The 25,334-nt window shown below is 36.7% G+C and carries 22 protein-coding genes; 2 read left to right on the forward strand and 20 right to left on the reverse strand.

Features of this window, described 5'->3' with window-relative positions:
- Positions 1 to 7: 7 nt before the first annotated feature.
- The 4 genes from FHR29_RS23445 to FHR29_RS23460 form a co-directional block, all read right to left on the reverse strand.
- On the reverse strand, positions 8 to 1,228 hold the full coding sequence (locus FHR29_RS23445; RefSeq protein ID WP_183917536.1) for a hypothetical protein: 1,221 nt from the start codon (positions 1,226 to 1,228) through the stop codon (positions 8 to 10).
- Between the two features lie 260 nt (positions 1,229 to 1,488).
- Complete coding sequence (locus FHR29_RS23450; RefSeq protein ID WP_183917538.1) at positions 1,489 to 1,929, reverse strand: hypothetical protein; 441 nt, start codon at positions 1,927 to 1,929, stop codon at positions 1,489 to 1,491.
- Between the two features lie 76 nt (positions 1,930 to 2,005).
- On the reverse strand, positions 2,006 to 2,398 hold the full coding sequence (locus FHR29_RS23455) for a hypothetical protein (RefSeq protein ID WP_132840911.1): 393 nt from the start codon (positions 2,396 to 2,398) through the stop codon (positions 2,006 to 2,008).
- Between the two features lie 140 nt (positions 2,399 to 2,538).
- The gene (locus tag FHR29_RS23460) at positions 2,539 to 2,955 is read right to left on the reverse strand and encodes a hypothetical protein (RefSeq protein WP_183917539.1); all 417 of its coding nucleotides are present in this window, start codon (positions 2,953 to 2,955) and stop codon (positions 2,539 to 2,541) included.
- A 101-nt stretch (positions 2,956 to 3,056) separates the two neighbouring features.
- Here FHR29_RS23460 and FHR29_RS23465 point away from each other — a divergent pair, with 101 nt between their 5' ends.
- Complete coding sequence (locus FHR29_RS23465) at positions 3,057 to 3,908, forward strand: hypothetical protein (protein WP_183917541.1); 852 nt, start codon at positions 3,057 to 3,059, stop codon at positions 3,906 to 3,908.
- A 493-nt stretch (positions 3,909 to 4,401) separates the two neighbouring features.
- Here the strand turns inward: FHR29_RS23465 and FHR29_RS23470 are convergent, their stop codons facing one another.
- The 11 genes from FHR29_RS23470 to FHR29_RS23520 form a co-directional block, all read right to left on the reverse strand.
- Positions 4,402 to 5,952 (reverse strand): sulfatase, encoded by a 1,551-nt coding sequence (locus FHR29_RS23470; RefSeq protein ID WP_183917543.1) that lies wholly within the window; start codon positions 5,950 to 5,952, stop codon positions 4,402 to 4,404.
- Between the two features lie 279 nt (positions 5,953 to 6,231).
- Positions 6,232 to 7,014 carry a hypothetical protein gene (locus FHR29_RS23475; RefSeq protein ID WP_183917545.1) on the reverse strand — a complete coding sequence of 261 codons (783 nt, stop codon included), beginning with the start codon at positions 7,012 to 7,014 and terminating at the stop codon, positions 6,232 to 6,234.
- A 426-nt stretch (positions 7,015 to 7,440) separates the two neighbouring features.
- On the reverse strand, positions 7,441 to 8,616 hold the full coding sequence (locus tag FHR29_RS23480) for a DUF1343 domain-containing protein (protein ID WP_260292878.1): 1,176 nt from the start codon (positions 8,614 to 8,616) through the stop codon (positions 7,441 to 7,443).
- Positions 8,617 to 8,893: 277 nt separating this feature from the next.
- Positions 8,894 to 9,367, reverse strand: coding sequence for a hypothetical protein (locus tag FHR29_RS23485; protein ID WP_183917546.1), 474 nt, complete (start codon positions 9,365 to 9,367; stop codon positions 8,894 to 8,896).
- A 5-nt stretch (positions 9,368 to 9,372) separates the two neighbouring features.
- Positions 9,373 to 10,236 carry an RHS repeat-associated core domain-containing protein gene (locus tag FHR29_RS23490; protein ID WP_183917844.1) on the reverse strand — a complete coding sequence of 288 codons (864 nt, stop codon included), beginning with the start codon at positions 10,234 to 10,236 and terminating at the stop codon, positions 9,373 to 9,375.
- 430 nt (positions 10,237 to 10,666) lie between these two features.
- Positions 10,667 to 11,656: a DUF5007 domain-containing protein gene (locus FHR29_RS23495; RefSeq protein WP_183917548.1), complete on the reverse strand. Its 990-nt coding sequence runs from the start codon at positions 11,654 to 11,656 to the stop codon at positions 10,667 to 10,669.
- Positions 11,657 to 11,661: 5 nt separating this feature from the next.
- Positions 11,662 to 12,348 (reverse strand): hypothetical protein, encoded by a 687-nt coding sequence (locus FHR29_RS23500; RefSeq protein WP_183917550.1) that lies wholly within the window; start codon positions 12,346 to 12,348, stop codon positions 11,662 to 11,664.
- An 11-nt stretch (positions 12,349 to 12,359) separates the two neighbouring features.
- Complete coding sequence (locus tag FHR29_RS23505) at positions 12,360 to 13,826, reverse strand: RagB/SusD family nutrient uptake outer membrane protein (protein ID WP_183917552.1); 1,467 nt, start codon at positions 13,824 to 13,826, stop codon at positions 12,360 to 12,362.
- Between the two features lie 11 nt (positions 13,827 to 13,837).
- Entirely contained in the window at positions 13,838 to 16,990 is a 3,153-nt protein-coding gene (locus FHR29_RS23510; RefSeq protein WP_183917554.1) for a SusC/RagA family TonB-linked outer membrane protein, read from the reverse strand.
- A 495-nt stretch (positions 16,991 to 17,485) separates the two neighbouring features.
- Positions 17,486 to 18,289 carry an MBL fold metallo-hydrolase gene (locus FHR29_RS23515; protein WP_183917556.1) on the reverse strand — a complete coding sequence of 268 codons (804 nt, stop codon included), beginning with the start codon at positions 18,287 to 18,289 and terminating at the stop codon, positions 17,486 to 17,488.
- A gap of 94 nt (positions 18,290 to 18,383) precedes the next feature.
- Entirely contained in the window at positions 18,384 to 19,811 is a 1,428-nt protein-coding gene (locus FHR29_RS23520; RefSeq protein ID WP_132840886.1) for an L-serine ammonia-lyase, read from the reverse strand.
- 153 nt (positions 19,812 to 19,964) lie between these two features.
- Between FHR29_RS23520 and FHR29_RS23525 the strand changes: the two genes are divergently transcribed.
- Positions 19,965 to 21,551: a glycoside hydrolase family 10 protein gene (locus FHR29_RS23525; RefSeq protein WP_183917558.1), complete on the forward strand. Its 1,587-nt coding sequence runs from the start codon at positions 19,965 to 19,967 to the stop codon at positions 21,549 to 21,551.
- 69 nt (positions 21,552 to 21,620) lie between these two features.
- On the opposite strand, the gene FHR29_RS23530 is transcribed toward FHR29_RS23525, so the two are convergent.
- From FHR29_RS23530 to FHR29_RS23550, 5 genes are all read right to left on the reverse strand, one after another.
- On the reverse strand, positions 21,621 to 22,064 hold the full coding sequence (locus FHR29_RS23530; RefSeq protein ID WP_183917560.1) for a hypothetical protein: 444 nt from the start codon (positions 22,062 to 22,064) through the stop codon (positions 21,621 to 21,623).
- A 72-nt stretch (positions 22,065 to 22,136) separates the two neighbouring features.
- Positions 22,137 to 23,267 carry a TlpA disulfide reductase family protein gene (locus FHR29_RS23535; RefSeq protein ID WP_183917562.1) on the reverse strand — a complete coding sequence of 377 codons (1,131 nt, stop codon included), beginning with the start codon at positions 23,265 to 23,267 and terminating at the stop codon, positions 22,137 to 22,139.
- Positions 23,268 to 23,312: 45 nt separating this feature from the next.
- On the reverse strand, positions 23,313 to 24,077 hold the full coding sequence (locus FHR29_RS23540; protein ID WP_409322012.1) for a TPM domain-containing protein: 765 nt from the start codon (positions 24,075 to 24,077) through the stop codon (positions 23,313 to 23,315).
- Positions 24,078 to 24,146: 69 nt separating this feature from the next.
- On the reverse strand, positions 24,147 to 24,578 hold the full coding sequence (locus tag FHR29_RS23545; RefSeq protein ID WP_183917566.1) for a TPM domain-containing protein: 432 nt from the start codon (positions 24,576 to 24,578) through the stop codon (positions 24,147 to 24,149).
- Positions 24,579 to 24,667: 89 nt separating this feature from the next.
- Positions 24,668 to 25,246, reverse strand: coding sequence for a LemA family protein (locus FHR29_RS23550; RefSeq protein ID WP_021188860.1), 579 nt, complete (start codon positions 25,244 to 25,246; stop codon positions 24,668 to 24,670).
- Positions 25,247 to 25,334 lie beyond the last annotated feature (88 nt).

Raw genomic sequence — 25,334 nt, forward strand, 5'->3', positions numbered from 1 at the left:
GACTTTTCTAACAATAAAACATACACTCATAACGGACAGCTTTTCCATTTTCAAAAGTGATCATAAATAGGCCTGCGTCACCATCGGGGATTCGATAAACATGCGGGGCACCGATCCAGTCGGTCGAAACCAGATGTCCAAAATGTTTCACAAATTCCTTTTCATCATAATTCATATCGATTCGCTCCTCTCCCATCCACAAGGCTAGCTCATTGCTGAGGGTAACCTGATATACGGACCCAAAAACTTTTCCCTTGACATTTTCTTCAAATGCCACGATATTATTATCAGATCGATAATAATATACAGGTTCCCAACCGCATTCGGGCATATCCGGAATAACCGATACTTTTTGCATCTGAAGTTGCTTCATCTGACTTTCTGTTATCTTCCCATCATAAAGAAGCAACCCCTTCCAATCGAAATGCATCCGTAAAGATGTCACCTGCTTCTCCACCACATCGAATGCCGGACGAACTTGAAACCGATCTGCCAGATACAATTCAAAATCAATATCAACTTTCGGGTCCTGTAATCCAGCATTTTCAAATGATTCTTTCCAAAATGTCAATGCCTGTTTTAATTTTTTATCATCGTTCCAGGCAATTTCCCGGAGTCTTCCTACCCATAAAATTTCCTGTTTTTGATCCTTACCTTTTACTTTGAGATATTCTTTTAATACTTTATCATAGGTCAATTCCGCACCTAAAAATTTTGCCTGAATAAATTCTGGTCTCTCATGAAAGTGATCACCCACATATACCCAACCGTCCGTATAGAGCGGAAAGTAATCGATACAGACCAGCTCATTGAGTCTTGCTCTTCTTACTGCAGTGCTTGAAACATCTGGAGCTTTACGCACCCGTAATTCCGATACCTGAACAAAAAAATGAGGGCACTGGCTTCCTTGTGTACCCCGATAGAAATATTGCGCAGGTTCACCCGCTGATCGCTTACCAAACATTGCCCGTTGGAGAGGTTGCTTCATTATAAACCCAATATCCCCATTACTCACCTGCACCTTATATTGTGTTTTTGTAGAGTCCAAAACATATACAGGAGCTTCCGTCGGAAATATCCCCAGCAGATCCATTTTGTTATTTTCGGTTCGATAGAGATGCCCCCATTCTGAAGTGTAAACAGGACGATCACCGGCCGATTGAGCAACAGTATCAAGTGTTGTAAAACAAAGTAACACAGCAAACAAACGATATAGTCTTCCCAACATAAATATGGTATTATTAATTATTAAAAGATCTTAGCAATGATAATTCTTCTATTCGACAGTTTACCTCCATGAGACAAAAATAAACGAAAACCACGGCAATAAAATCACTTGAATCCGTTATTTTTTTTAAAATTATAATAACGAAATATTGTACTATACAAATTTTCTTGAGTCAATATTGGCCTAATTTATAGAACTAGGAATAGGCTGTTCTTTAAATAATTGAAATTTTTATCATTAACATAAGAAAAGAGCTTATATTAATATTTAATTATCATCCTTACCCCACCTTTATTTAAAGATCCAAAACCTCGAACCTTATTATCGATTAACATGATATTTATAAGCTTATCTCGGTTATAAAATACCTGATAACAATTCTTATCAGTTTCTTGCTTTGTCAAATGATCTTGTTGCTCTTCAGGTAATGAAGCGTAAGGCACCACCGTAATATTCTCAAAATTTTCATCAGCCAAAGTTTTACGTAAATATTGAAACTGTAGTGAGAGGATCTCTAAAGCACGTTTCACGTTCTTTTTTTCAATTACAAAATACTTACCTACCAATTCTTTATCTGAGAGGTCTCCTTTTACTATTTCTGAGATAAACTTCTTGATCTGAATTTGATCATCAGAGACCGTCTGTGCTTTTGTACTAATGGTCAAAAACAGTAGTACTAAAATTAAAGAATAGATTTTCACAACATTTATATATTTAAGAATTAGAATAAAGCTGATTATAAAAACATTAAAGCTAAGGACAAAATAATATCCTAAATTATTCCTTTTCCAAGAAACCAATTTGCTTTTCAAGGGCAAGAATTGTCTTCTCTTGTGTTCTTATCGTCTGTTCCAAAGCATTGATGACTTTATTCATTGCCTCGTCCATCTTAATTGCATTATCATCTGGGCGCTGCTTGGAATGCTCAAGGGGCCCCCTTTCATCACCGTTACTGTTCCTATACATTTCGCCTGTACCCATCAGTAACCAGGTTGGACATATATCATTATATTTAGTTAAGATAGCTATCATTGCGTCCGAACTAAGTGCTGAAAATTTTTGAACGCCTTTAAAGTTAGCATAAGAAAATCCCAAGCCTTCAAAAAAAATAGCTTTGCTGATCCCCTTACTTTCCGCAATTAATAGTACACGTTCCTTAACTCCCGACATGATTTCTTTTTTTTAACCTATATTTTATGATGAAATACAGCGCTCTCATCATTATAACCTTTTAACTCGCTATTTGTGCGTGTTATTTTTACGCCATTTCAATATTACTTTATTCCTACTTAAATATCACACCGTATGGGTTACTCCTTTTTTGACGATGTATTTTCCTGTTCGTAAACTGATAATTGTCGCTCCATGAAGGAAATTATCTTTTCCTGAGATTTAATTGTTGCATTTTGAGATGCTATTACTTGATGTAAGGCATTAATCACAGCATTATTAATGCCTTCTTGTTCGGCAGTTAAGTAGGTTTCATTAAATTCTTTAACGATTGATTTAGCACATAACATCGATCCTTCACCTCTTAGTAACCATTCTGCTGAATAATCGGGATAATTTTCTAACAAGCTGATTAGCCATTTGGATTGAATATCTGTACCATTGTTCAGGGCTCTTGTGAAAACGCCTTTACTGGCCCCAATAGCAGCTTCTAAAGCAGAAACACTCATACCTTCCCGATCAGCAACAAGCTTAATTCTCTTCAAATAATCACTCATATATGCAAATTTAATCTTAAAATAATTTGTTTTGATTTAAAATAGTTCCTATATTAGTTTTATGAAGATAATTAAAACCATTTTAAACCAAAATTTCTATTATGAAAAATACGCAAAAGAAACTAAAAGCGAAACATTTTCGCTATTTAAGTAAAAAGAATATCAAAAATCCCATGATTTACATCCGTGATTTTTTCCAACAGCAAACTGATATTATTAACTGGCAAAACGATATCAATCTCTTTGTAACAACTGGAGCTTATCCAGCGATGTCGACCGGTGGTTATCCCGAAAATGGCTACAATTGCCATCAAATGATTAAGCAGATGGAAATAGCTTATGTTATTTTTAAACAATGTGGACTACCCAAACATAAGAATCCCTTAACATTATTTGACACAAGAAAAGATTACTTCAATTATTCGTATGGACCTGAATTCACTTGTAATAATAAAAAAAGTCCCTACGATTTGATTCGTAAGTTTTTCTCTTATCAGTCCTTACAAAAATGGTATAAAACCATGGATGACCTGATGGAACAGCTAACTTTAAAGAGATCTATCGGCGATGAACATTTCGGTGATAAAATTGTCGTTATTCGCGAGTTTCTCATTCGTCTGGCGTACGCACTTTATTACATCTATGAGAATGGAGGCATCACTATTCCTCTTCCTCCCTATGTTCATATTCAATCTAGAAAACAACATGAAGAAGCGGAATCCAATAATGAAACAAATGAATCATTAGGCGGTCCTCATGATATACGAGATGAAGAAAAAATGTCGGAAATGAATTCAGCAGAACTGGAAACAAAAAATAAAGGCGCAAATTTAAAAGAAGACGCTACACATAAAATAACACTACTCAATGTGGAAGCAGCAGATCATCTTGACACGGTAACCACTTTAGAAGAGAACATGACCTGTATTCAGCAAACCTTACAGTCGCCATAAACTTAAAAAACAGAGCAGTTAACGAAAAAATTATGTTATAAAATCGATAAATAATAAGGCGTCTGAATACAATGTTACATTTCATCTCCATATCTCACCAAAAAGATATGACAAGAAATAACACAAACTAAAATGTAGCAAATGAACACAAACACACACCCCTTGATATAGCCTTTCAGACAGCCTATTTAATGCTACCCAATAGCATAATAATCCAATATTATAATCATGAAAAGGAAAAAACTAACATAGAAAGAGTTTAGCTATTTACCGAAGTATGCAGTGAAGGATCGTTCGAAATTTCTCCATTACTTACTAATCTTCCCCATTGCTCTGCAGACGATACATGCTGTGGGAGGAATAGAAAAATGTATGGAGCATAAATTAAACTCAGGAATAAATTAGGTAGCTAAAAAAAAGTAAAAGCCCTCTAAAATATGCTAGAGGGCTTTTTTATTTTCAGATATCATTTACCAAAATTTATTACAAACCACTACCGATCTGAAACTGCGTCTGGATAAGGAACAGTAGCTTTAGTATTTTTAATAATTGGCATCTGTGCATCTACATTTCGAAGATAAGCACCCAATTTATCTGATAACCTTTTTACGATTTTAGGATTATTCATCGCAAGATCTTGCTCTTCTCCGATATCGTTCTTGATATTAAACAGTTCTTTTTTCTGCGTTTTATGCCAATAGATCAATTTCCAGCCACCGTCTCTCACTGTACTTGTTGCACCTATTCCAGGTCCAGTCTCGCCCCAACTATTTGGATAATGCCAATACATTGCCGATTTACGGTTTGCCTGCTTATTTGTCTTCAATACCGAAACAAAATTTTCTCCGTCTATGTGTTGCACAGCTTTTGTTTTTTTAACACCTGCCATGCTCAATACAGTCGGAAATATATCCTCTATTATAACAGGATATTCCGTTTTCGAATTTTCTTTAACAACAGCTGGCCACTTAACCAGCATGGGTACTCTTATCCCACCTTCATAGGCCGATCCTTTACCACTTTTTAACGGTTCATTCCATCTGTGTTTTTTACCTGTTTTACCACGATCCTGTATTGCATAACCACCATTGTCAGAAATAAAGAGGATGATCGTATTCTCAGTCAAATGTTTACGCTCCAAAAAATCCATCATATCGCCGAGGCTCTTATCCATACCTTCTACCATTGAAGCATATTGTGCTTCTACGTGCGTGGCTCCTTTATCAATATATTTCTGATAAAACCGCTTATCTGCATTAAAAGGTACATGCACTGCATAATGTGACATATACAAAAAGAAGGGTTTTTGATTTGACAATGAGTCATTCAAAACTTTTAGTGTCTTCTGCGTCAATGCTTCTGTCAAGAATATATCCTGACCGTAATATTCTTCCAAACCCGGTACTCCCCAAGGACTTTTAGGCGTTCCATCTTTATTATTTCCAAAATTTTCTGTTCCCAGAAAGCTACCAGGACCACCCGCTGCATGACCGGCAATATTCACATCAAACCCCAAATTTATAGGATCAGCTCCAGGTGTTCCCACAGCTCCAAAGTGAGCCTTTCCTGCATGAACGGTTAAATATCCGTTTTCCTTTAATAGTTGAGGCAAGGAATTGACAAATACAGATCGCTCTATGGTATCAACGGGTTGCATACCATTTACGTTCCACAAAGGAAAATCCAACTCATCATCTTTAGCATCTACGGAAGCATTTCTGTTTAATGTCCAATTGGTCACCCGATGTCGTGCGGCATTCATGCCACTCATTAAACTTACCCGGCTTGGAGAACAAACACTACTGGCATAAGCCTGTGTAAATTTCATACCTTGGCTCGCCAGACGTTCCATATTCGGTGTCTGATAAAAATTGTTTAACGAAGTTTTTTCTTTCCAAAAAGGAACCGAAGTATCTTCCCATCCCATATCATCTACGATGAATACGATAATATTCGGTCGTTCTTTTGTTTGGGCATGAACTTGGCCACTTCCGATTGCACAAGAAAATAATAACAGGAAGAAGGTTGATTTTTTAAATAGCATGTTTAGATTTATATGTCCTAATTTACAAAGTATTATTCTTTAATCAAATTTGGTTCTTAAATGCAAAAGCCCCTGAGCAGATCAGAGGGCTTCCTGTTACTATTAATTTCCCCTAGTAATGGATATATCTTTTAAAAAATCATTATTTAGCAAAAGCTTCATTTACGGCCTTTCCTCTCCAAGTCGGAGGCTGCTCAAACTCTAAGAACGATAAATTAAAATGATTCTACGGAAGCACAAGCTCACAAAATATTACTTTTATTAAAATTTCAAAACTTATTACACCCAATCTAGTTCTTCATCTGAATCTGGAAATTCCGAAGGACGGCTTTCTTTATTTGTTTCCTCTTCAAACTTGCAGATCTGACCGTTACGAATCAATATGGCATCAAATATTTCTGCAGTCATATATTTTGTGTTTAGGGTCAGAAATTCCTCTTTACGATCTGTAGATAATAGCCACATCCGTACGGTGGCCACACATAATAATAGCACATTGGGTTTATCTTTAATGGAAAAAATGACCGATCGTGATTCGACATCATCACCCTTAACTATAACCAACTCTTTACTTGAACTTATATCAACTGTATTTTCATCATCTATGGACACTTTAATGATATGCATCTTCAGAATAACTTTTCTTACTCTTTCAGGAAGTGTATCTAGTTCACGGGCTAAAATCGGTGGAGTACTTATACATAATTCTTCTTTCTCCTCGTCAAAATTTGTTGTGGGATAATTCATAAAGAAAGTTTGCCAACTGGTCTTTGGTGAAAAACGGAAATTCTTTAGCGGATTTATGTTCCCGTATCCTAATTTCAATTGTCCTAGATCATGTTGACGATCATTTCGAATGACCATGTAAAGCTTCTTTTTGAGACGTAAGAAGGATTCGTACTTAGCGGAATCATCTTGTATGATTTTCATCTGCTTATAAATCCTGCTGGCTAATGTATTGGAGTATGCGAAATCTGCTCCTGCTAATTTGCTGTTCTCTGACAAATTATAATCTTTTCCTTTTTTTCGATATGGATTCTTAGGTTTTTCGAAATCGAACATGATTTATGATATACTGGTTTTACTAAAAATAGTTTATTTATTGGATAAATACAATTATTAGCTTTATGAATCAACTAGCTCATATCTCTACATTCAGTAAATTTAAGTGCGTAAAAGTCCATGTAAGTCCGTAGAAGTCCGTGAAAGTCCATACTTTACTCGGGATTGAGTCGGTAGTGCCTTGACATTCATAGGGAACACCTTCGGGAATGGTTCGACTCTCTTTCGCCTATTGTTCGGGAGGGGTTCGGCAAGGAGGCAAACAAACGCCGAACAGAAGGCATACCATCGCCGAACTTGTCTCCTACTTGTCTCGAATGATTCTCAAAGGAACTTCAAACCACTGCCGATTAATGGCGTGTTTTAATTGGTTTTAATGAAAATGATGTGCCACCTGTAGAATAAGTGATTTTTTCCTGTATTACATCAATCTTTATAAAGGACATATTTCTGACGCATCTTTTTATAGCTTTCTAAACCTGCTTTCCAACTTGCTCTGATTTCCTGATCGCTCACATTGTTCTCTATCTGCTTTCGAAATTGGTCTACTCCGGCCAGCTTTTCGATACTACCGATTTGCTTGGAATAGCTCTGGTCAAAGAATTTATCTTTTTCCGGGGATTTATTGTACATTTCTTTTATCCATGAAACATTGATCTCTTTGCTGTCAACGAGACTTTGCAAATCATAATCTCGTAAATCTAATCCGTAACAGACTTCATTCATGAACAGTGGTGTTTCACTCATTCCTTTTTTACTAACGGGTGTGAAGGAAAATGTGAAGATTCCTTTATATATCGGACTGCCAACAATGGTGAATGGAAAATCTGTTCCACGACCGTGATTCAATTTGGTTCCTTCAAAGAGGCAGGTGCTGGGGTATAGAATTATACTCTGTTCAGTATTGAGATTCGGTGATGGGCTGACAGGTAATTTATATAGCATACTGTGGTTATACCCTTCTATTGGAATGATCTTCAATTTGCATTTACGGTCTGTTGCCATCCACTTCTCTCCGTTGATCATCTGAGCAAATTCGGCCGTAGTCATACCGTGGGCAATGGGTACCGGGAACTGACCGATTCCTGATTTATGTTTCATATCGAGTATGGGTCCATCAATGAGGTATGCATTGGGATTTGGTCTATCAAGGATAAGCAACTCTTTACCATTTTCGGCACACGCTTCCATTATATCTCGTAAGGTATTGATATTGGTATAAAAACGGACGCCCATGTCCTGCACATCAAAAATAAAGATATCGACATCTGCTAAATCCTTTGCTGTTGGTTTTTTCTTATTTCCGTACAGGGAAATTATAGGGATCTGTGTCGCTGGATCTCGTTCATCCGATACTTCGGTTCCATTACTTGCATTTCCTCTAAAGCCATGCTCTGGTCCAAAGATCTTGACAATATTGATTCCTCTAAGCAAAAGGCTATCGACAAGATGGCGCTCTTTTATTACTGTTGATGGATTGCCTAAGATGGCAACTCGTTTATCTTTTAAATAGGGTAGGTATTTTTCTGTCTGCTCTGCGCCTGTTCGTATCTGATCGTTGCAATAGTTTAATTTTGTCTGTGCTTTACCAATGGTTAGCATTATACAAATGGCGATTGTAAAACTGATTAATTGTTTAGCATTCATCATAATAGGGTTACAAGTGTAATCTATATAAAGATAGTGATTTCATTTGTTTAGAGAGGAGGAAAAAATTGGATAGAAAGAAGGCTTATTATTATAATATTTTGGTAGTACTTTTAAGTATATGTATTAAAATAAAGCGAGCGATCAAATATATTTAATCGCTCGCTTTTGTTAGAAAATTATCTGTTAGTGTAATATAAGTTATTATTTGTACAGATATATCTTGATTATATTATAAATCCATTATTATAGTACTCAATAACGAATCAGCTTTAGCCTTAGAGATTTCTCTACTATAATCATCTACCTGCAAACTATATATAACAGTTTTCAACTTTTCATTTTCATCATATTCCGCTTCAATCTTAATGATTTTATTATATTGCTTAATGTGTTTATCATATTCTAAAACAAAAAGATCAAGTTCATTTAAAATACGACAACCTTTAAAGGATATATTTTTCCATCGATGTCCAAGGCGAAAGACTGGATCTTTCCATTCGACACTTGAATCATACCACTTAATTGACCAATTGGAGGGTATGGTGGACAATCCTAATCTGATTCTTTGATCGTTATAATTAACGCCGTATTTATCTTCTATGCATCTTTTATTATAAAATTCTGTTACCGTTTGGTAAATAATTAAAGATACTCCAAAAAAGAAAGATAAGATAAAAAAAACAGTAACAATAGTCTTATTCATTATGTTTATTTTTTTAAAAATCTAAATCGTTCAACATTATTCTGTTTAATCAACATAATTTTCTCATTTCCTACACCAAAAGCACTGATATACTTACTAACACCATGGTTACTTGTTGATACCCCTACACTTGGCAATATTGCCAAAATTCCTGTTGCCAACTGTGATCCCTTTCCAAAAATTTTATTCACCAATTGCGTAGCTAAAGACGCGGTCCCAAACGGTGCAGCACCACCACCAGCAACAGCTGTAGCATTAGAACCATACCTGTTTATAGCAGTTACAAATTGTTCTCCGTTCGTATTTCTATATCTTTCAAGACTCTTAGTAACCTCTTTTAGTGGCCCTATATCTACCTTGGTTTTACTTCTAGACTCTTGAATACTGCTTCTATCAAGTACTTTCTCTTTACCCGAATTAGCACGAAAACTTTTTACAGTATTGGTCATGATATCACTACTTTTAGTATCTTTTTCAGGATCGATAGAAACACGATCTGAAGCGGTTGAAACTATTTTTGTAGTAGTCATACCTTCATCATCTTTATCAACTATTGTCGTAGTAGTAGTTTGAGTAACTGATAATACTTGATTTTCTCCCATTTTAGCACTAACACTAATATTAACAGTTGTATCTGCTGCCATTCCTGTAGGATCTACCATTAAAATAGGATTATTGGTGCCATAATTATAAGGTGATAGATTCTCAAATGCTTCCGCAAGCGGATCTATCGAATTCCATCTACCAATCTCAGCGTCGTAGAACCTAGCCCCGTAATCATACTGCCCCCCAAGTTCGCTCTGGGTCTCTTTGCCATTATAAAGATACTTATTATTTGTATTAATAATTTGTCTTTTAATGGCACAAATGAGCTCATCGCTACGCTCCTTTGGCTATTTAATACTGCGATAATACGATGATTTTCAGATGGATAACAATCATCTTTCTACACAAAAGACTGTAGACAAGATGGCGCTTTTATTACTGTTGATGGATTGTCTAATATAGCAACTCCTTTACCTTTTAAATAGGGTAGATATTTCTCTGTCTGCTCTGCGCCTGTTCGTATCTGTTCATTGCAGTACTTTCATTTGGTCTGTGCCTTACCAATGGTTAGCACCATACAAATTGTTATTGTAAAACTGATTAATTGTTTAGCATTCATCATAATAGGGTTATAAGTGTAATCTATATAAAGATAGTGATTTCATTTGTTTGGAGGTAAGAAATAATTGGGGTATAAAAAAGACGCTTAACCAAAATTAGTTAAGCGTCTTGTATTTATTCAAGAGTAAGCAATTATTTTACCCTCGTTACTTGAGGTACGATTACATCGATTTGATATGTTCCGCCAACAAATGCTTGAAAAGAGAAACGAGCATTACAGGAATACGTATTGTAAGGTAATTCTAAACTATCATCAAATTTCACATATTTTGACGGAATTCTGTAATAGTAATTAAATCCATTTCCTAAGGAAACCAAAGGAAAAGGCACTACCCCATAAGTAAATTCCATACGGTCGTCAAATAAGGTGGTTGTTAAAGCATAATCCTGCATCGTCTGCAAAAACCCTACTGATGTACCACCCAGTGGTCGACGATCAACTTCACCCGCTTTTGGATTAAAAGGTTCACCGTTTTTATCTACAATTCGTACAATGATCTTATTCTCTTTTGCCGCCAATTTTTCCACTTTGATGTGGCTTGCATTGCTTGAAATTGATTTTGTTGTTGTTTCAGCACCAACTTTCATTGCAACAGTAGATCGAACAGCAGGAACTTCGTACAACGGTGCATCTACTAATGTGAATTCTCCTATTTTAGGATAATTACGGGTTCCTGTACTATTTTTAATCTCCAGATCAAACAAATAGTTTCCAGAAGGTAATAGTAATGTATTTTCATTTGATTCTATTGCTCCTGAAAATTTATTGATTGATAAGGCCGTCATTACAGTATCTTTCCTTTTTGCATCAATTTTTTCGATTGTGTTGTCTACTTTTGAATCGTACAATCTCGTCCAGATTTTAATCGGATACGTTTTCAGAAAAATATCGGTTACATCCTTACCAGATTCTTTCTCATAAATTTTTGATAGCTTATACTCTGTCGGTTTTGAAGAACCTGCTGGATTAATCGCTGTAGAAACCTCTGATCTACCTTTTTTAATCTGCATCGGTAACACTTCATAACGAATAATATCACTAAGGTTTCCATCCGGCAATTTTTTACATGCCGTCACTGCTAATAATGCGATAGCTAGTGAATATATTAAATTCTTTTTCATATTGATTATCTATAAAAGAATAAAGTATGGGAGTTATTTAAAACATGCACAACTCCTGTTGTTGTTTGCGCATTTGAAGTCTGTACCAGTACTCGACTACCTACCGGAGGAACGATACTCGTAACATTAACGTCGTCAGCAACTGGCTTAAACAAATGCGTAAACATAACCACTCTCGGAATTACAGTTGAATTGGGGTTATAACCTAATGCAGGATCTCTTGTTTCTTCATAAGAGATAATGAACTCACCACCTTTAGCATTTTTATATTTTTTACCTTTTTCTGTTAGCGATCCATTCAACAGGCTTTCTTTAGCTATATAAATATCTATTGAATCTTTAAATCTATTCAGTTCATATTTGATAATGGAATCTACCGTCCACATCTTCTTTGGGTCTACTTTTTGTATTGCAATACTTCTAGCCTGTACGTAATTGTAAACATCATAATCAGTGGGTGCGAAAAAAGTAATACCGGGTGCATTGATTTTATCTTTAACACCTGCTTTATCGATTAACATTAACACAGTGTCAAAGACACCATATTTATTACTTTTCATCCAATCGTAAGTGGTCATATTGATTTTGGGATTATGCAAATCGCCACCCACAAAATAATCATCTTTTTTACAAGAACTTATTCCTATTATAATCCCAAGAAGGATACCTATATTTAAAATTATTTTTTTCATGACTTGTCAAATTAATGGTTCATCCAATACGGATTTTGTGTTAATTTTTCGTTTTGAGGTAAAAGAGCACGCATATTTAATGGCCAGTAATAACCTTGTTTAGCGATTCTTTCTTCAGTATAGTAAGCCGAATAATCATCAAATGCTGTAAATAGATTCATTCGAATTAAATCGAACTGAATAGTACCCTCACCAATTAATTCCCTTCTTCTTTCTAGAAAAATTTCTTTAAAAAGATCATTGCCTGATAATGTTATATTTTGTAAACCGGCTCTTCTTCTAATTGTATTCAAATCCTCTAATGCCAGATTTTGTTTACCATTTTTATAATAAGCTTCTGCACGTAATAAAATCATATCAGCCAATCTGATCAATACCAAATTGTTACTTACAGCATACAACTTCGGATCATTGGCACTATAATGTTCAAGGTTGCTATACTTCGTTATCACTCTTTTAGCCGCATTGTCCGGGAATGGAGCTGTTATCGTATCATAACGTACCGATCCATCCTTGAATCCCTCTTCCTGATCTGCTAGGAATTCTGGATCAATTTCCCATACAGATGCACTTCCTTTACCCGGTACATTTGCACTTGTTAAATACACATTGAAGAAATCATTCAGCCATTCTCCACCACTTTGACTGTACGCCATATTGATTTCAAAAATTGATTCTTTGGAATCTCCTTTCCAGATTTTTTTATAATCTTTTATATCTTCTAATGCATAACCTCCCTTTAAGGACTCCGCAATATATTTCTCTGTATTTACGTAATCATGTTCCCAAGCGTAGACTTGTGCTAAAAGTGCATTGGCTGCACCTTTAGATGCAAAGCTCTTAATAGCTCCTTGCTCTAAGTTTGTCGATGCATAAATTAAATCTTCTTTACATAATGCTAAGGTTTCACTTTGTGGACTCCTTGGCATATCCGGAATATTTTGCGGATCTTTAAAAGTCTCTTTGACCAAAAGTACATCACCCCAAACACGTTGCATGTAGAAGTAGGTATAGGCGCGCAAAAATCTCGCTGCGCTTATATATTGTTTTTTTTCATCTTCACCATTTTCAAATAAACTGACGTCCATCTCGGACGTATGTTCAATAATCAAATTACATTGATTGATGATTTTGTAAAAACGTGTCCAATTCCATAAGCTTCCTTCTAAATATGGGGCATAACTAAACTTATACCCTCCCCCTTTTGAAAGATCAGTATAATTCCAATAATCTCCTCCAGTTTTCAATACTCCTGAAGCAATATCTCCAAAAATAAAATATGATCTTTCATTACGAATCCCATCACGTAACAATGCATACGCACCTAAAGTTGCCTTTTGCACATTTGCGCCATCTATCCAAAACACCTCATCGTAAGTACTCCCTTGTGGAGACAGGTTGAGGTATTTTCCACAGGAAGATCCTAGCATTAATGCGCTAGAAATTCCAATAACTGATAATATATGTTTAAATTTCATGTTTCAAGATTTTAAAAGTTAACTTCTAGACCGATAGTGTACTTCTTAGGAAGTGGATATGCACCACCACTGTATTCACCTTGTGGTGATACCAATTCAGCATCAGGCACAGAAGCTTTCTGGAAAGTATGCACATTATCCAACATCGCATAAAAGCGAATCACACGTGCTCCAATTTTCATCCGATCAACAATTTTCTTTGGAACTATATATCCCATTGAAAGTGTCTTAATCTTAAAGTATGATCCATTTTCATTGAACATGGTACTAAATGGTAAGAACTGGTAGAAATATCCTCCAAATGGTGCTATAGAAGGAAAGTCTGCTACATAATTTGGATCTTTCGCTTTCTCCGGTGTCCAATAGTTCACTCCTTCCAGATCAGGTAAACGATTGTTTGTAAAGTTCGTTAGACTACCGCCGATTGTGTTAAACTGATTACTTTTTAGATTGTTGATGATATCTCTACCGATAGTAAAGGTATTCAACATGCTGAATGAGAAGTTTTTGTAAATAAACTCATTGTACAATCCTCCTGTAAATTTCGGATTTGGATTACCAGTAAGTACTAAATCACCATCTGCTGCTCCTTTGTCTTCATCGCTCCAAACATCCCAATCTTGGTTGACATCATTCCATACTGGATAACCTGGTTTTACTACATAGTTTCCTTTAAAGTAAGTAAGAGGTTTTCCTGTAACGGGGTTAACAGGGATCTGATCCTGGTTTTCATACACTCCCTGATACTTCATCTGTGCCCATTGATAAATTGGACTACCTACAGTGTACATCAACTGCTGATTGTAGCCTCTTGAATCTGCATAGAAACTACGGTCATTAAAAGGTAAGGTACCAATACGATTTCTGTTGTAGGTTAAATTGAAGTTTGTATTCCATTGTAACTTACTTTCTTTCGAAAGGTTATGTGTGGCAATTGTCAAATCAATTCCTTCATTATACACGGTTAGCGGAACATTAAATGATAACGATGTATAACCGGTGTAGTAAGGAAATGGGAATGCCATAATTGGATCCTTTGTAATCTTACGATATGCATCGAATGTAATATTCAAGCGGTTATCGAAAGTAAATAAATCAAAACCGATATTCGTTTGCTCCGATTTATTCCATGTTAATGTATTTAAAGTCAAAGGCTTTGTAAATGATGGATAAGAAAATGTTTCCCCATTATACGTATTGGAAGATGTTGCCCACATATTAAATGGTGCATAGAAATCTGTCGGTAAAGTACCTGATAAGCCCCAACTGCCTCTTAATTTTAATAAATTAATCCAAGAGGTATTTTTCAAGAAGTTCTCATCTGACACTATCCAAGCGCCTGAAATTGCAGGAAAGTATCCCCACTTGGTATCTTTACCAAAACGAGATGAAGCATCTGCTCTCCATGAGGCATTGACAATATATTTAGATTTATAATCGTAAGAAACTTGCCCCATGTAAGACAAAAGACCGGACTCAAGAATGTTAGAATTAGCATACAGATCCTTTTGTGCCACCCCTTGGATGACTTTGATATCATCTGTTGGCAAATTGTACGCTGTGATATTATCTGTCATCTGCTTGTCGTATTGAAAAGACTGCATCGCTGTTAAGATAATACTATGCGTTTCATTAAACGTTTTATTGTAGTTTAAGATATTCGCTAAATTGTAAGTGTATGCATTACGACCATTAGACGCTGCATAGTTCACACCATTATTTAACTCTCTAGGCTGAAATTGTGTACGCTTATCTAAGTTGACCTGAGCAGAGGCTTCAAGTGAATATTGCAAACCTTTAATAATATCGACATAGGTCTTTGAAAAAATATTCAGGTTATCCGTCTGGTTATCATCTTTCAATTTATCGAATTGACCATAATAGAAATCATAATCTGACTGACCTAATCCAACAAATGAAGAAGGCATAGCGCCTTGATTTACAGGAACGACCTCATCAATTCCTCTTCCTAAACCGCGTTTTCTATTGATACGGGCTGCCGAAACCATAAAATCAGATTTTATGATTGGTGATATTGTAAAACCAAAGTTACCACGTAATGAATAGCGTTTAAAACCCGTATTGCGAACAACACCGTCTTCGTTATAGTAACCTGCTGATAAACGGTAATTTACGACCTCGTTTCCACCTGAAATACTTGCATCTGCATTATCGATATTTCCTGTTGTGTAAAATAAATCTTGCCAATCGGTCGCATTATTATAGCTCGGATTTAAACTATCTGTCAAAGGTTGATTGAATCCTCTCATTTGAGACCAGTTGGCGTATTGCGACAAAATATCCATTTTCGCACGACGTTCTGTTGCTCCACCTAAAGTACGTTGCAATTGCGGGCGTTCCGTAATTCCTTTGTAATACGAAACACGAGCCTGTGGCTTACCTGAAAGACCTCTTTTTGTCCTGATCACAATAACACCGTTGGCTCCACGCGATCCCCAAACCGCAGTTCCTGCTGCATCCTTTTGAATGACGATGCTTTCAATATCATTGACATTGATGCCAGCCACATAATTCGTTCCCGTGGCACCAGAGTTTGCTAAATCGGTAACTGAAAGTGGCATACCATCAATGATATACAAAGGTGAACTCATGGTATTAGCGAGATCAATTTCTGCATTTAAATCTGGTGAAATTGTTGAGTTACCTCTGACCGTAAATGTATTACGTGCACCAGGCTCACCTGTAAAGTTCTGAATGTTTACCCCTGCCACACGGCCTTGTAATAAACTCTCAAAACTTGGTGCAGGTAGATCCTCGATTGTTTTTCCGGAAATAACCTGAACTGCACCGGTTGATTTTTTTGCCGACTGTCTTTGGTATCCTACTACTACAACCTCATCCAATGCTGAATTATCAGTAGCTAATACAATACTGATCCCTTTTTCAGATTGAACTTGCTGTTCTTTGGACTTAAAACCAATACCTCGAACAACGATGGTTGTTGGTAATTTTTGGACTTTTAGTGTAAATACGCCATCACTCCCGGTGGCGGCCTGGTTGGTGGTTCCTTTCTCGGATACTGTTATCCCAGGTAGTACCCCTCCTTTGTCGTCTTTTATTGTTCCAGTAATATTAGTTACTTGTGCAAACAATAAATTACACGACATCAAAAAGAAGAGAAAAATTGGTAAAATTTTCTTCATAACAATTGATTTGGTTAGTAAATTTTAGGTTAATTTACAGCAATTGAAATGGTAACTCAAATTTTACATTGGCTTAACTTACTTATTAGGAATAATAATTAATTGAAAAACACAGCAAACGTTTGTTCTATTTTTAAACAATCGATTGCGCAATCTATACGATTTTTTTTCCTAATTACAGGAAATTTTTACAATTTTTAACAAATTTATTTGATGAAAATTTTCCCCTTTTTAGGACTATTTTACAGTTTATTGTTTCGGACTAATTAATTCGGTTTTTATAAAAAAACAGATTAATGTGCTACGCAATTAAACTTAAGTGTTTAAAAAAGCTCTACTTTTAACAAATGCTAAACATTAAAGCTTTATGAAATTATTTAATCAAATACAACATCTCTGATTTTAAGATTATTAATAATTTTAGCACTAAAACAAAAATGCCAAAGTTGTAAACTTTAGCGTTTCTATTGGGTACTTTAAGAAAGAATACTTTTTTTATCCACACTGACTAATAACGTTTCTATCTTGTTGTATCTGGAGGTCTAAAACATCAAAAATTTCTGTTTCTTCATAGCGTGTGGCAACCGAAAGAAGAATATCTTCACAATGGGCTCTAAATGTTTCATGCACCAGTTCTACGGTGTTATTCTCGCCTGAAAGGTGTGTTAGCATTAAGTGTTTGAGACGGGATGTTCGGTATTTGTTGAATAATTCCAATGCAACTGTATTGGAAAGATGCCCCCAGCCACTACTGATTCTATTTTTTAAAAAATAGGAATATCGCCCATTTCTAAGCATCTCTTCATCGAAATTGGATTCTAGCAATAGTACATCTGCATGTTTGATGACATGCTGCACATTTGAACACGGACGGCCTATATCGGTCAACACACCAATATTATGCGTTCCATCGGAAATCAAAAAACTGCATGGTTCTTTTGCATCGTGATATTTAGGTATACCATAAATCTTCATCTCTCCGATCTCGGTGACGGCATCTGGGGTAATGATATGCACCAAATGACCAGGAAGATGCAATCTTGTTCCATCGTAACTCCCCTGAGTGATATACACCGGTATATTATATTTTTTGACAAAAACAGATAAACCCCGAATATGATCCGTATGTTCATGGGTAATAAAAACGGCCTTGATCAGAGTTGGAATTATACCTAGATTATACATACGGAGATGAATGTGCTTATTATTAATACCTGCATCTACTAGAATAGCTGTATCGCCTTTCGCGATATAATAACAATTTCCATTACTGCCTGAGGCAATAGCACAATACTTCATATGTATTTCATTTATTCGTTATTGACATTTATATTGCATGATCAGACCTAATTCATGCAACATAAATATTTTTATGACAACGGGTTCCTTAACATTAACATTCCGGTAAACTTAACGGAATCTGTACAGCCAAACCGCCATCTGCCGTTTCTTTATATTTAACGTTCATATCTAACGCGGTCTGCCACATGGTCTTCACGACTGTATCGAGACTGACTTTGGCTTTATCCGGATTGGATTGCAGGGCCAACTGCGCAGCTGTGATAGCCTTTATAGCTCCCATCGTATTTCGCTCAATACATGGTATCTGTACTAAACCTCCAATAGGATCACATGTTAGGCCCAAATGATGTTCCATCGCAATTTCTGCGGCCATGAGAACCTGTCTTTGCGATCCGCCGAGACATTCGGTCAATGCTCCAGCTGCCATTGCTGATGATACTCCAATCTCAGCCTGACATCCGCCCATAGCGGCAGAAATAGTTGCTCCTTTTTTAAATATGGAACCGATTTCGGAAGCGGTTAGAATAAACTGAATAATTTTATCTTCTGAATCTCCATTATGGAAGGTAATAAAATATTGCAATACGGCAGGAATAACACCAGACGCTCCATTTGTTGGCGCGGTAACGACTCTTCCAAATGAAGCATTTTCTTCATTAACGGCCAAAGCAAAACAACTTACCCAATCCAGGATATATTGAAAATTCTCCCCTCCTGCTTTTATTGCTGCGATCCAGCTTTCATAATCGTGATAGCTTCGGTTTTTAAGCAATCGCTGATTCAGTTTTGCAGCTCTTCTTTCTACATTAAGTCCTCCTGGAAGTGTTCCCGCTGTATGGCACCCGCGGTATATACATTCGTATATGGTTTTATAGATATTTAATACGCCGGCGCGCGTCTCTTCTTCTTCACGCCAAGCATGTTCATTTTCTAATACGAGTTCTGAGATTTTCAAACCAGTCTTACGGCACCAATGCAATAAATCCTGCGCGGTATCTACCGGAAAAGGTAGATCGACCTCTGCTGAAGAACTGCTCTCATCATTTTCCTGAACAACAAATCCACCACCAATTGAATAATAGGTTTCACTAAGAGCCTTTCCATTATTCAAAAATGCCTGAAAAGTAACCGCATTGGGGTGAAAAGGTAAGCTTTCACTATATAAAAAAAGTAAATCTTCTTTGTATGTAAATGGAATGGTATGTGTACCAGCCAGGCGCAACTGATTTACAGATTTGATATGTTCTACTTTTGGTGTTACTTGATTTACATCAAAAGTTACAGGATCATCTCCGCTTAAGCCCAACATAACAGCAATATCAGTTCCGTGTCCTGTACCTGTTTTGGCTAAAGATCCGTATAATAATATCTTAACAGATTCGACGTTATTAAGTACATCCTTATCCTGCAGTACTTTTGTGAACTGCTGTGCCGCACGCCAGGGACCTAAGGTATGTGAACTGGAGGGTCCAATACCTATTTTAAACATATCAAAAACGGAAATTTGCTCTTTGCTCATGCTATACTAATAAAAGCGCTATAAAAATAATGTTTTTAGGACAGTCCAAAAACATTGCAATTTACAGAATATAAAACAACCACAAAGTTCTTACAAAGATTTAATACTTTATCAATAAAGCTTAATTATCTTTGTTAACTTATCATTAAACAAATGAGAATTAAACACGTTCTGCACTTACTTGGAGTATTTTTTTTAATAGCATCAACAGCACAACTTTTATTCGCTCAACCTAGCCCCAAAAGAGAAGTTCGCGGTGTTTGGATTGCCACTATAGGTAATATTGACTGGCCAACAGTCGCCACTGGCACTAATGTTGAAAAACAGAAACAAGAGCTGATACAAATACTTGACCAGCACAAAAAGTCGGGTATGAATACTATTCTTTTCCAGATTCGACCTGCGGCAGATGCTTTCTATGGTCGTGGTAGAGAAGGCTGGAGCCGTTATTTAACGGGGAAACAAGGAAAGGCTCCTGAACCTTTTTATGACCCTTTGGATTTCATTATCGCTGAATGCCATAAAAGAGGAATGGAACTGCATGCCTGGATCAACCCTTACCGTGCTTCAACAACTCTAAACCCGAACCATTTTTCAGAAGATCATATCACGAAAAAGAAACCCGAATGGTTTTTTACATACGCTGGAAAAAAGTTATTTAATCCGGGAATACCGGAGGTGCGTCAATATATCATCGATGTCATCATGGATGTCGTCAGTAATTATGATATTGATGGTGTTCATTTTGATGATTATTTTTATCCTTACCCCGACAGCCGCAACACTGCTATTCCGGACCGCCTAACGTTTGGCCAATACAGCAACAACTTTTCAAATATAGAGGATTGGCGCAGAAATAATGTCGATGTGCTTATTCACGATCTGGGCGTTGCGATCAAAGCTAAAAAACCTTATGTAAAATACGGTGTCAGTCCTTTTGGTATCTGGGATAATAAGGATGCAAACCGTGACGGTTCTAATACACATGGTTTAAGTGGTTACCGGACTTTATTTGCGGATGGCGTGAAATGGATCAAAGAGGGTTGGATAGACTACATCAATCCCCAGATTTATTTTCCTTTCCAAAACCGTGCTGCCGCTTATGAAATTCTGGTTGAATGGTGGCAACATCATACTTATGGCCGACACTTTTATATCGGTCATGGTGCTTATCGCGTGAATGAGCAAAAACCTGGATGGACTGACCGAAGCCAAATTCCGCGTCAGATCCGTTTTTTACGAGAACAACAGAATGTACAGGGAAGTATCTTCTTTAGTTCAAAATCTTTAACGGACAATCTTGCCGGTCTTCAGGATTCTTTGCAACGTAATCTGTATAAAACATCGGCTTTGCCTCCGACGATGCCGTGGATCGACAGTATCCCGCCCAATGCACCTTTTGGATTACAGTTGAGGTCTTCAGAAAACACAAAATTAAATCACCTAGTCTGGCAAAAACCCGATCGTGCGTCTGATGGTCAATCTGCTTATGGCTATATTGTTTACCGATTTAAAGAAGGGGATCAACCTGATTTGAATAATAGTAAGAATATCATCCATATTTCTTATAATGAGGATGACCTTCAATTTGATGATAGTGACCTGGATATACATCAACAGTACTATTATATGGTGACGGCACTGGACCGAATGAAAAATGAGAGTGAACCATCTAACATAAGAAGTACCCAAAAAACTCATCTATATAGTACAAATCAAGAAGTAACGAGGCAACAATAAAAAGTTATACAGTACAGGTTTCAAAATATGACAAAAAGAAAGCCGATTAGTATATAATCGGCTTTTTTATTATTTTAATAAAGCATTACGGTATTCATCTGTTATAGCCGGCAATTGGATTTCTTGTCCTTCTTTTTTTAAGGAGTCTGCAAATGCATTGGTATTGGCTATTGCTTTCAAATAAGCTGCAACCACAGCATCCGAAACCGCAATTTCTTTTCCTTCTTTGATATTTGCGATATATTGATTGTCGACTAATTTAACTTGTCCAAAAAAACGATAAGCAGCGGCTTTTAATAGTCCTAAATCTTCTTTCGACAATTCTTCAATTCGAGCTCCAGGAGGCAATTTAACATCTATAAAGGCTTTGCCTTTCGCTAAAGTATCAATGGGCTTGTCTAATGGGATTGCCGCTAATGAGGCAAGGTTCAGAACGGGTACTCCCGCTTCTTGTTTGTTTTGGCAACTGACCATTAACACGGTCGCTACAATAAGGGTTAAAAAAGTACGCATGTACAATAGTAAACATAAAAAGGGCTTTTCAACGAATTGAAAAGCCCTTTTTAAGATATCCTTACACTGCTATTACTTTAGCAATTCTGCTAATTTAGCTTCTAAAGCTTCACCTCGTAAATTAGAGGCAACAATCTTTCCTGTCGGATCGATTAAAAAGTTTTGTGGAATACCACGCACTTCATATAATCCTACTGGAGCAGATTTCCAGCCTTGCAGATCTGATACTTGCGGCCACTGTCCTAATTGATCGTCTGCAATTGCTTTCAACCAGGCGTCTTTTTTACCTGGATTATCTAAAGAGACTCCAAATACAGTAAAGTTCTTGTCTTTAAATTTATTAAATGCTGCTACAACATTAGGGTTCTCTTGGCGACATGGTGCGCACCAGCTTGCCCAGAAGTCTAATAATACATATTTACCTCTTAAAGAAGAAAGAGAAACCTGATTGCCTGCAGTATCAGGCAATGTAAAGTCCGGCGCTACTGCTCCGATAGCTACAGCTTTTAACTTTTCAATTCTTGTTGCTAATTCTTTACCTTTTTTACTGTTTTTTAGCTCTGCTGATAACGCTTGATAACTTGGAATAATCAATGAATTGACATTTTCAGCATCTAATTTATCTCCTAATAAATCCAATGTAATGAAACTTGATTTATTATTTTTAATAAACTGCTCGTCCACCAATTCTTGTTTCTCATTGATTTCTCCGGCTTCTTTTTGCAGACCTGCAATAAAAGTCTGGTCATTACGCTGTTCTTCAGTAGCTTCTGAATAACGCTTATTTAATGCCTGAAACCCCTCTGAGAAAGGCTTAACAGCAGTTTGGTATTTTGCAAAATCATTATTGATCGCATTACCCGAAATAACTGCATTTTTCATCTCACCAGTAGATTCTACTTTGATCACTCCAGTTGACAGGTATACTTGTGTCAAATCAGGATTTTGTATTTCTTTGATGCTAGTTCCGTCTGCTGAAAGAATTAAGTACGCTTTAACAGGTCCAGCAACTGTACCGTTAAATTTAAACTGTCCACCTGTTACTGTTGTTGAATCTATTTTGCGCGCATTGTTTTCAGCATATTGCATAAAGACTTTTGCTTTATCTGTCGCTCCTTGTATTTTACCTGTTACGGTAAAATTCTCTTGTGCAAAAATTAAAGTCGGGATAAGTCCTAATCCCAATAATATTCCTTTTTTCATCTGTATATAAATTTGATATTTATTACTTCATTTATACGGTTTGGATTACCATCTGCCGCTGGCACCGCCACCACCGAAGCCACCGCCACCAAAACCGCCGAAACCACCACTATCTCCACCGCCACCAAAGCCGCCACCTCCGGAACCACCTCGTCCAAGTGTATTTAAGAGTGTCCACCAAAACAGATCGGAAGTTCCTGTACCATTCATGACTTTACCACCACCATTTCCACCGTTTCCTCCTTTTCTAGAAATCACTGCGATGACAATGATAACAATAACAATGACGATCAACATCTTTGAAGTGCCTCCCTTTCCTTGGGGTTGCTTAGGATCTGCTTTATACTCTCCTTTGGTATAGGAAATCAGAGCATCTGTTGCCTTATTAACTCCTGAAAAATAATCCTGCGCACGGAAAGCTGGCTTTATTTCGTTTTCAATGATGCGATGTGCGATCGCATCAGGAACAGCACCTTCTATACCATACCCTGTCTGAATAGTGACAGCACGATCTCCAATTGCTGCAAGCAACAGTATTCCTGTGTTGTACTTTTTATTTCCTACGCCCCACTTTTGAGCTAGTCTTACGGCATAATCACTGATATCATAAGATCCTGTTGAATTCATCAAGACTACCGCAATCTGTATGGAAGTAGAGTCTTCAAAAGCCAGTAGTTTTTGCTCTAACTGCTGTACCTGAGTGGGCGATAATGTGTTTGTATAATCGTTGACCAATCTGTTGGATGTCGCCGGAAAATCATCCTGTGCAAATACACCTGCAATACTAAATAGTATTGCGACTGCCGTCATGACAAAAATACGTATGGCTGACAATCTAATTTTGGTCAATGACCTATATTCTTTTCGTTTATCCATTTTTTATTTATCGCCAAAAACAATATCATTCGGTAATTCATTAATATCATCGTCTTCTCGTGGATAAAATTTCGCCAGTTGTTCGCCTGCATGCTCAATGCCTTGGATCAAACCATTCACATATTGTGCATTCCGAAATTCCTGAACCATAATTTCTTTCGTTTTCTCCCAGAAATCGTCCCCTACTTTCTTGTGAATTCCTGCATCTCCTATAACGGAAAATTTATGGTCTTCGTGTGCTAAGTAGATTAAAACTCCATTTCTTAAAGCGGTCTTATGCATATCCAACTTTTCAAAATAGTGGGTTGCACGTTCGAAAACTTCTCCAGGACAGTGTTTCTCAACAACCACACGGATCTCACCGGAAGTTTTATTTTCCGCGATACTGATCGCATGTACTACTTTTTCCTGCTCTTCTGATGAAAATGTTCCCATTACTAAAGTCTTTTTTAAATAAAAAAAGATGAATGCGTGCACAAATTTCGGCCATCATTCATCTTTTCTAGTAAACTAATACGCTGTATTTAGAAAGATACTGCTGGCGCTTTATCCGCACCTTCTTGTGCTGTGAAAGTTCCTTTTGCTTTAAAGCCAAACATGCCAGCCATCAAATTGTTAGGAAAACTTCTCACAGTTGTATTGAACTGCTGTACCGCTTCATTGTAAGCTCTACGTTCGGTTGAAATTCTATTTTCAGTACCTTCTAATTGCGCTTGCAATTCTAAAAAGTTTTGATTTGCTTTCAAATCTGGGTAAGCTTCTACTGTAGCCATCAACTTACTTAAAGAACCTGAAAACTGGTCCTGTACTTTTTGATATTGTGCAATTGTTTCTTCATTCAAATTGGTAGGATCTACCGTGATAGAAGTCGCCTTGGCACGTGCTTCAACAACAGCTGTTAATGTACTTTCTTCGTGCTTTGCTGCTCCTTTTACGGTATTTACCAAATTCGGAACTAAATCTGCACGTCTCTGATATGCATTTTCAACTTGAGCCCATTTTCCTTTTACATTTTCATCTTGCGATACCATTGTATTGTATCCGCATGAACTGAAAGATAATGCGACCATTAAACCAAAGAATGCGACTAATAATCTTTTCATTTTTTGTTGAATTAATATATTTCAAATTAAATTTTGATGGAAAGCTTACTACAAAGCTCATACCACTCCTACGAATATAAGAATAATT

Origin of the sequence: Sphingobacterium sp. JUb56 (genome assembly GCF_014191365.1) — a bacterium.
Lineage (GTDB): Bacteria > Bacteroidota > Bacteroidia > Sphingobacteriales > Sphingobacteriaceae > Sphingobacterium > Sphingobacterium anhuiense.

Coding starts and splice junctions, on each gene's coding strand:
- FHR29_RS23465 (WP_183917541.1), top strand. CDS start 3,057: ATGAAAAATACGCAAAAGAAACTAAAAGCGAAACATTTTCGCTATTTA.
- FHR29_RS23510 (WP_183917554.1), bottom strand. CDS start 16,990: ATGAAGAAAATTTTACCAATTTTTCTCTTCTTTTTGATGTCGTGTAAT.
- FHR29_RS23460 (WP_183917539.1), bottom strand. CDS start 2,955: ATGAGTGATTATTTGAAGAGAATTAAGCTTGTTGCTGATCGGGAAGGT.
- FHR29_RS23540 (WP_409322012.1), bottom strand. CDS start 24,077: ATGACGGCAGTCGCAATACTATTTAGTATTGCAGGTGTATTTGCACAG.
- FHR29_RS23535 (WP_183917562.1), bottom strand. CDS start 23,267: ATGAAAAAAGGAATATTATTGGGATTAGGACTTATCCCGACTTTAATT.
- FHR29_RS23495 (WP_183917548.1), bottom strand. CDS start 11,656: ATGAAAAAGAATTTAATATATTCACTAGCTATCGCATTATTAGCAGTG.
- FHR29_RS23475 (WP_183917545.1), bottom strand. CDS start 7,014: ATGTTCGATTTCGAAAAACCTAAGAATCCATATCGAAAAAAAGGAAAA.
- FHR29_RS23470 (WP_183917543.1), bottom strand. CDS start 5,952: ATGCTATTTAAAAAATCAACCTTCTTCCTGTTATTATTTTCTTGTGCA.
- FHR29_RS23480 (WP_260292878.1), bottom strand. CDS start 8,616: ATGCTAACCATTGGTAAAGCACAGACAAAATTAAACTATTGCAACGAT.
- FHR29_RS23550 (WP_021188860.1), bottom strand. CDS start 25,246: ATGAAAAGATTATTAGTCGCATTCTTTGGTTTAATGGTCGCATTATCT.
- FHR29_RS23530 (WP_183917560.1), bottom strand. CDS start 22,064: ATGCGTACTTTTTTAACCCTTATTGTAGCGACCGTGTTAATGGTCAGT.
- FHR29_RS23500 (WP_183917550.1), bottom strand. CDS start 12,348: ATGAAAAAAATAATTTTAAATATAGGTATCCTTCTTGGGATTATAATA.
- FHR29_RS23445 (WP_183917536.1), bottom strand. CDS start 1,228: ATGTTGGGAAGACTATATCGTTTGTTTGCTGTGTTACTTTGTTTTACA.
- FHR29_RS23505 (WP_183917552.1), bottom strand. CDS start 13,826: ATGAAATTTAAACATATATTATCAGTTATTGGAATTTCTAGCGCATTA.
- FHR29_RS23525 (WP_183917558.1), top strand. CDS start 19,965: ATGAGAATTAAACACGTTCTGCACTTACTTGGAGTATTTTTTTTAATA.
- FHR29_RS23520 (WP_132840886.1), bottom strand. CDS start 19,811: ATGAGCAAAGAGCAAATTTCCGTTTTTGATATGTTTAAAATAGGTATT.
- FHR29_RS23545 (WP_183917566.1), bottom strand. CDS start 24,578: ATGGGAACATTTTCATCAGAAGAGCAGGAAAAAGTAGTACATGCGATC.
- FHR29_RS23485 (WP_183917546.1), bottom strand. CDS start 9,367: ATGAATAAGACTATTGTTACTGTTTTTTTTATCTTATCTTTCTTTTTT.
- FHR29_RS23455 (WP_132840911.1), bottom strand. CDS start 2,398: ATGTCGGGAGTTAAGGAACGTGTACTATTAATTGCGGAAAGTAAGGGG.
- FHR29_RS23515 (WP_183917556.1), bottom strand. CDS start 18,289: ATGAAGTATTGTGCTATTGCCTCAGGCAGTAATGGAAATTGTTATTAT.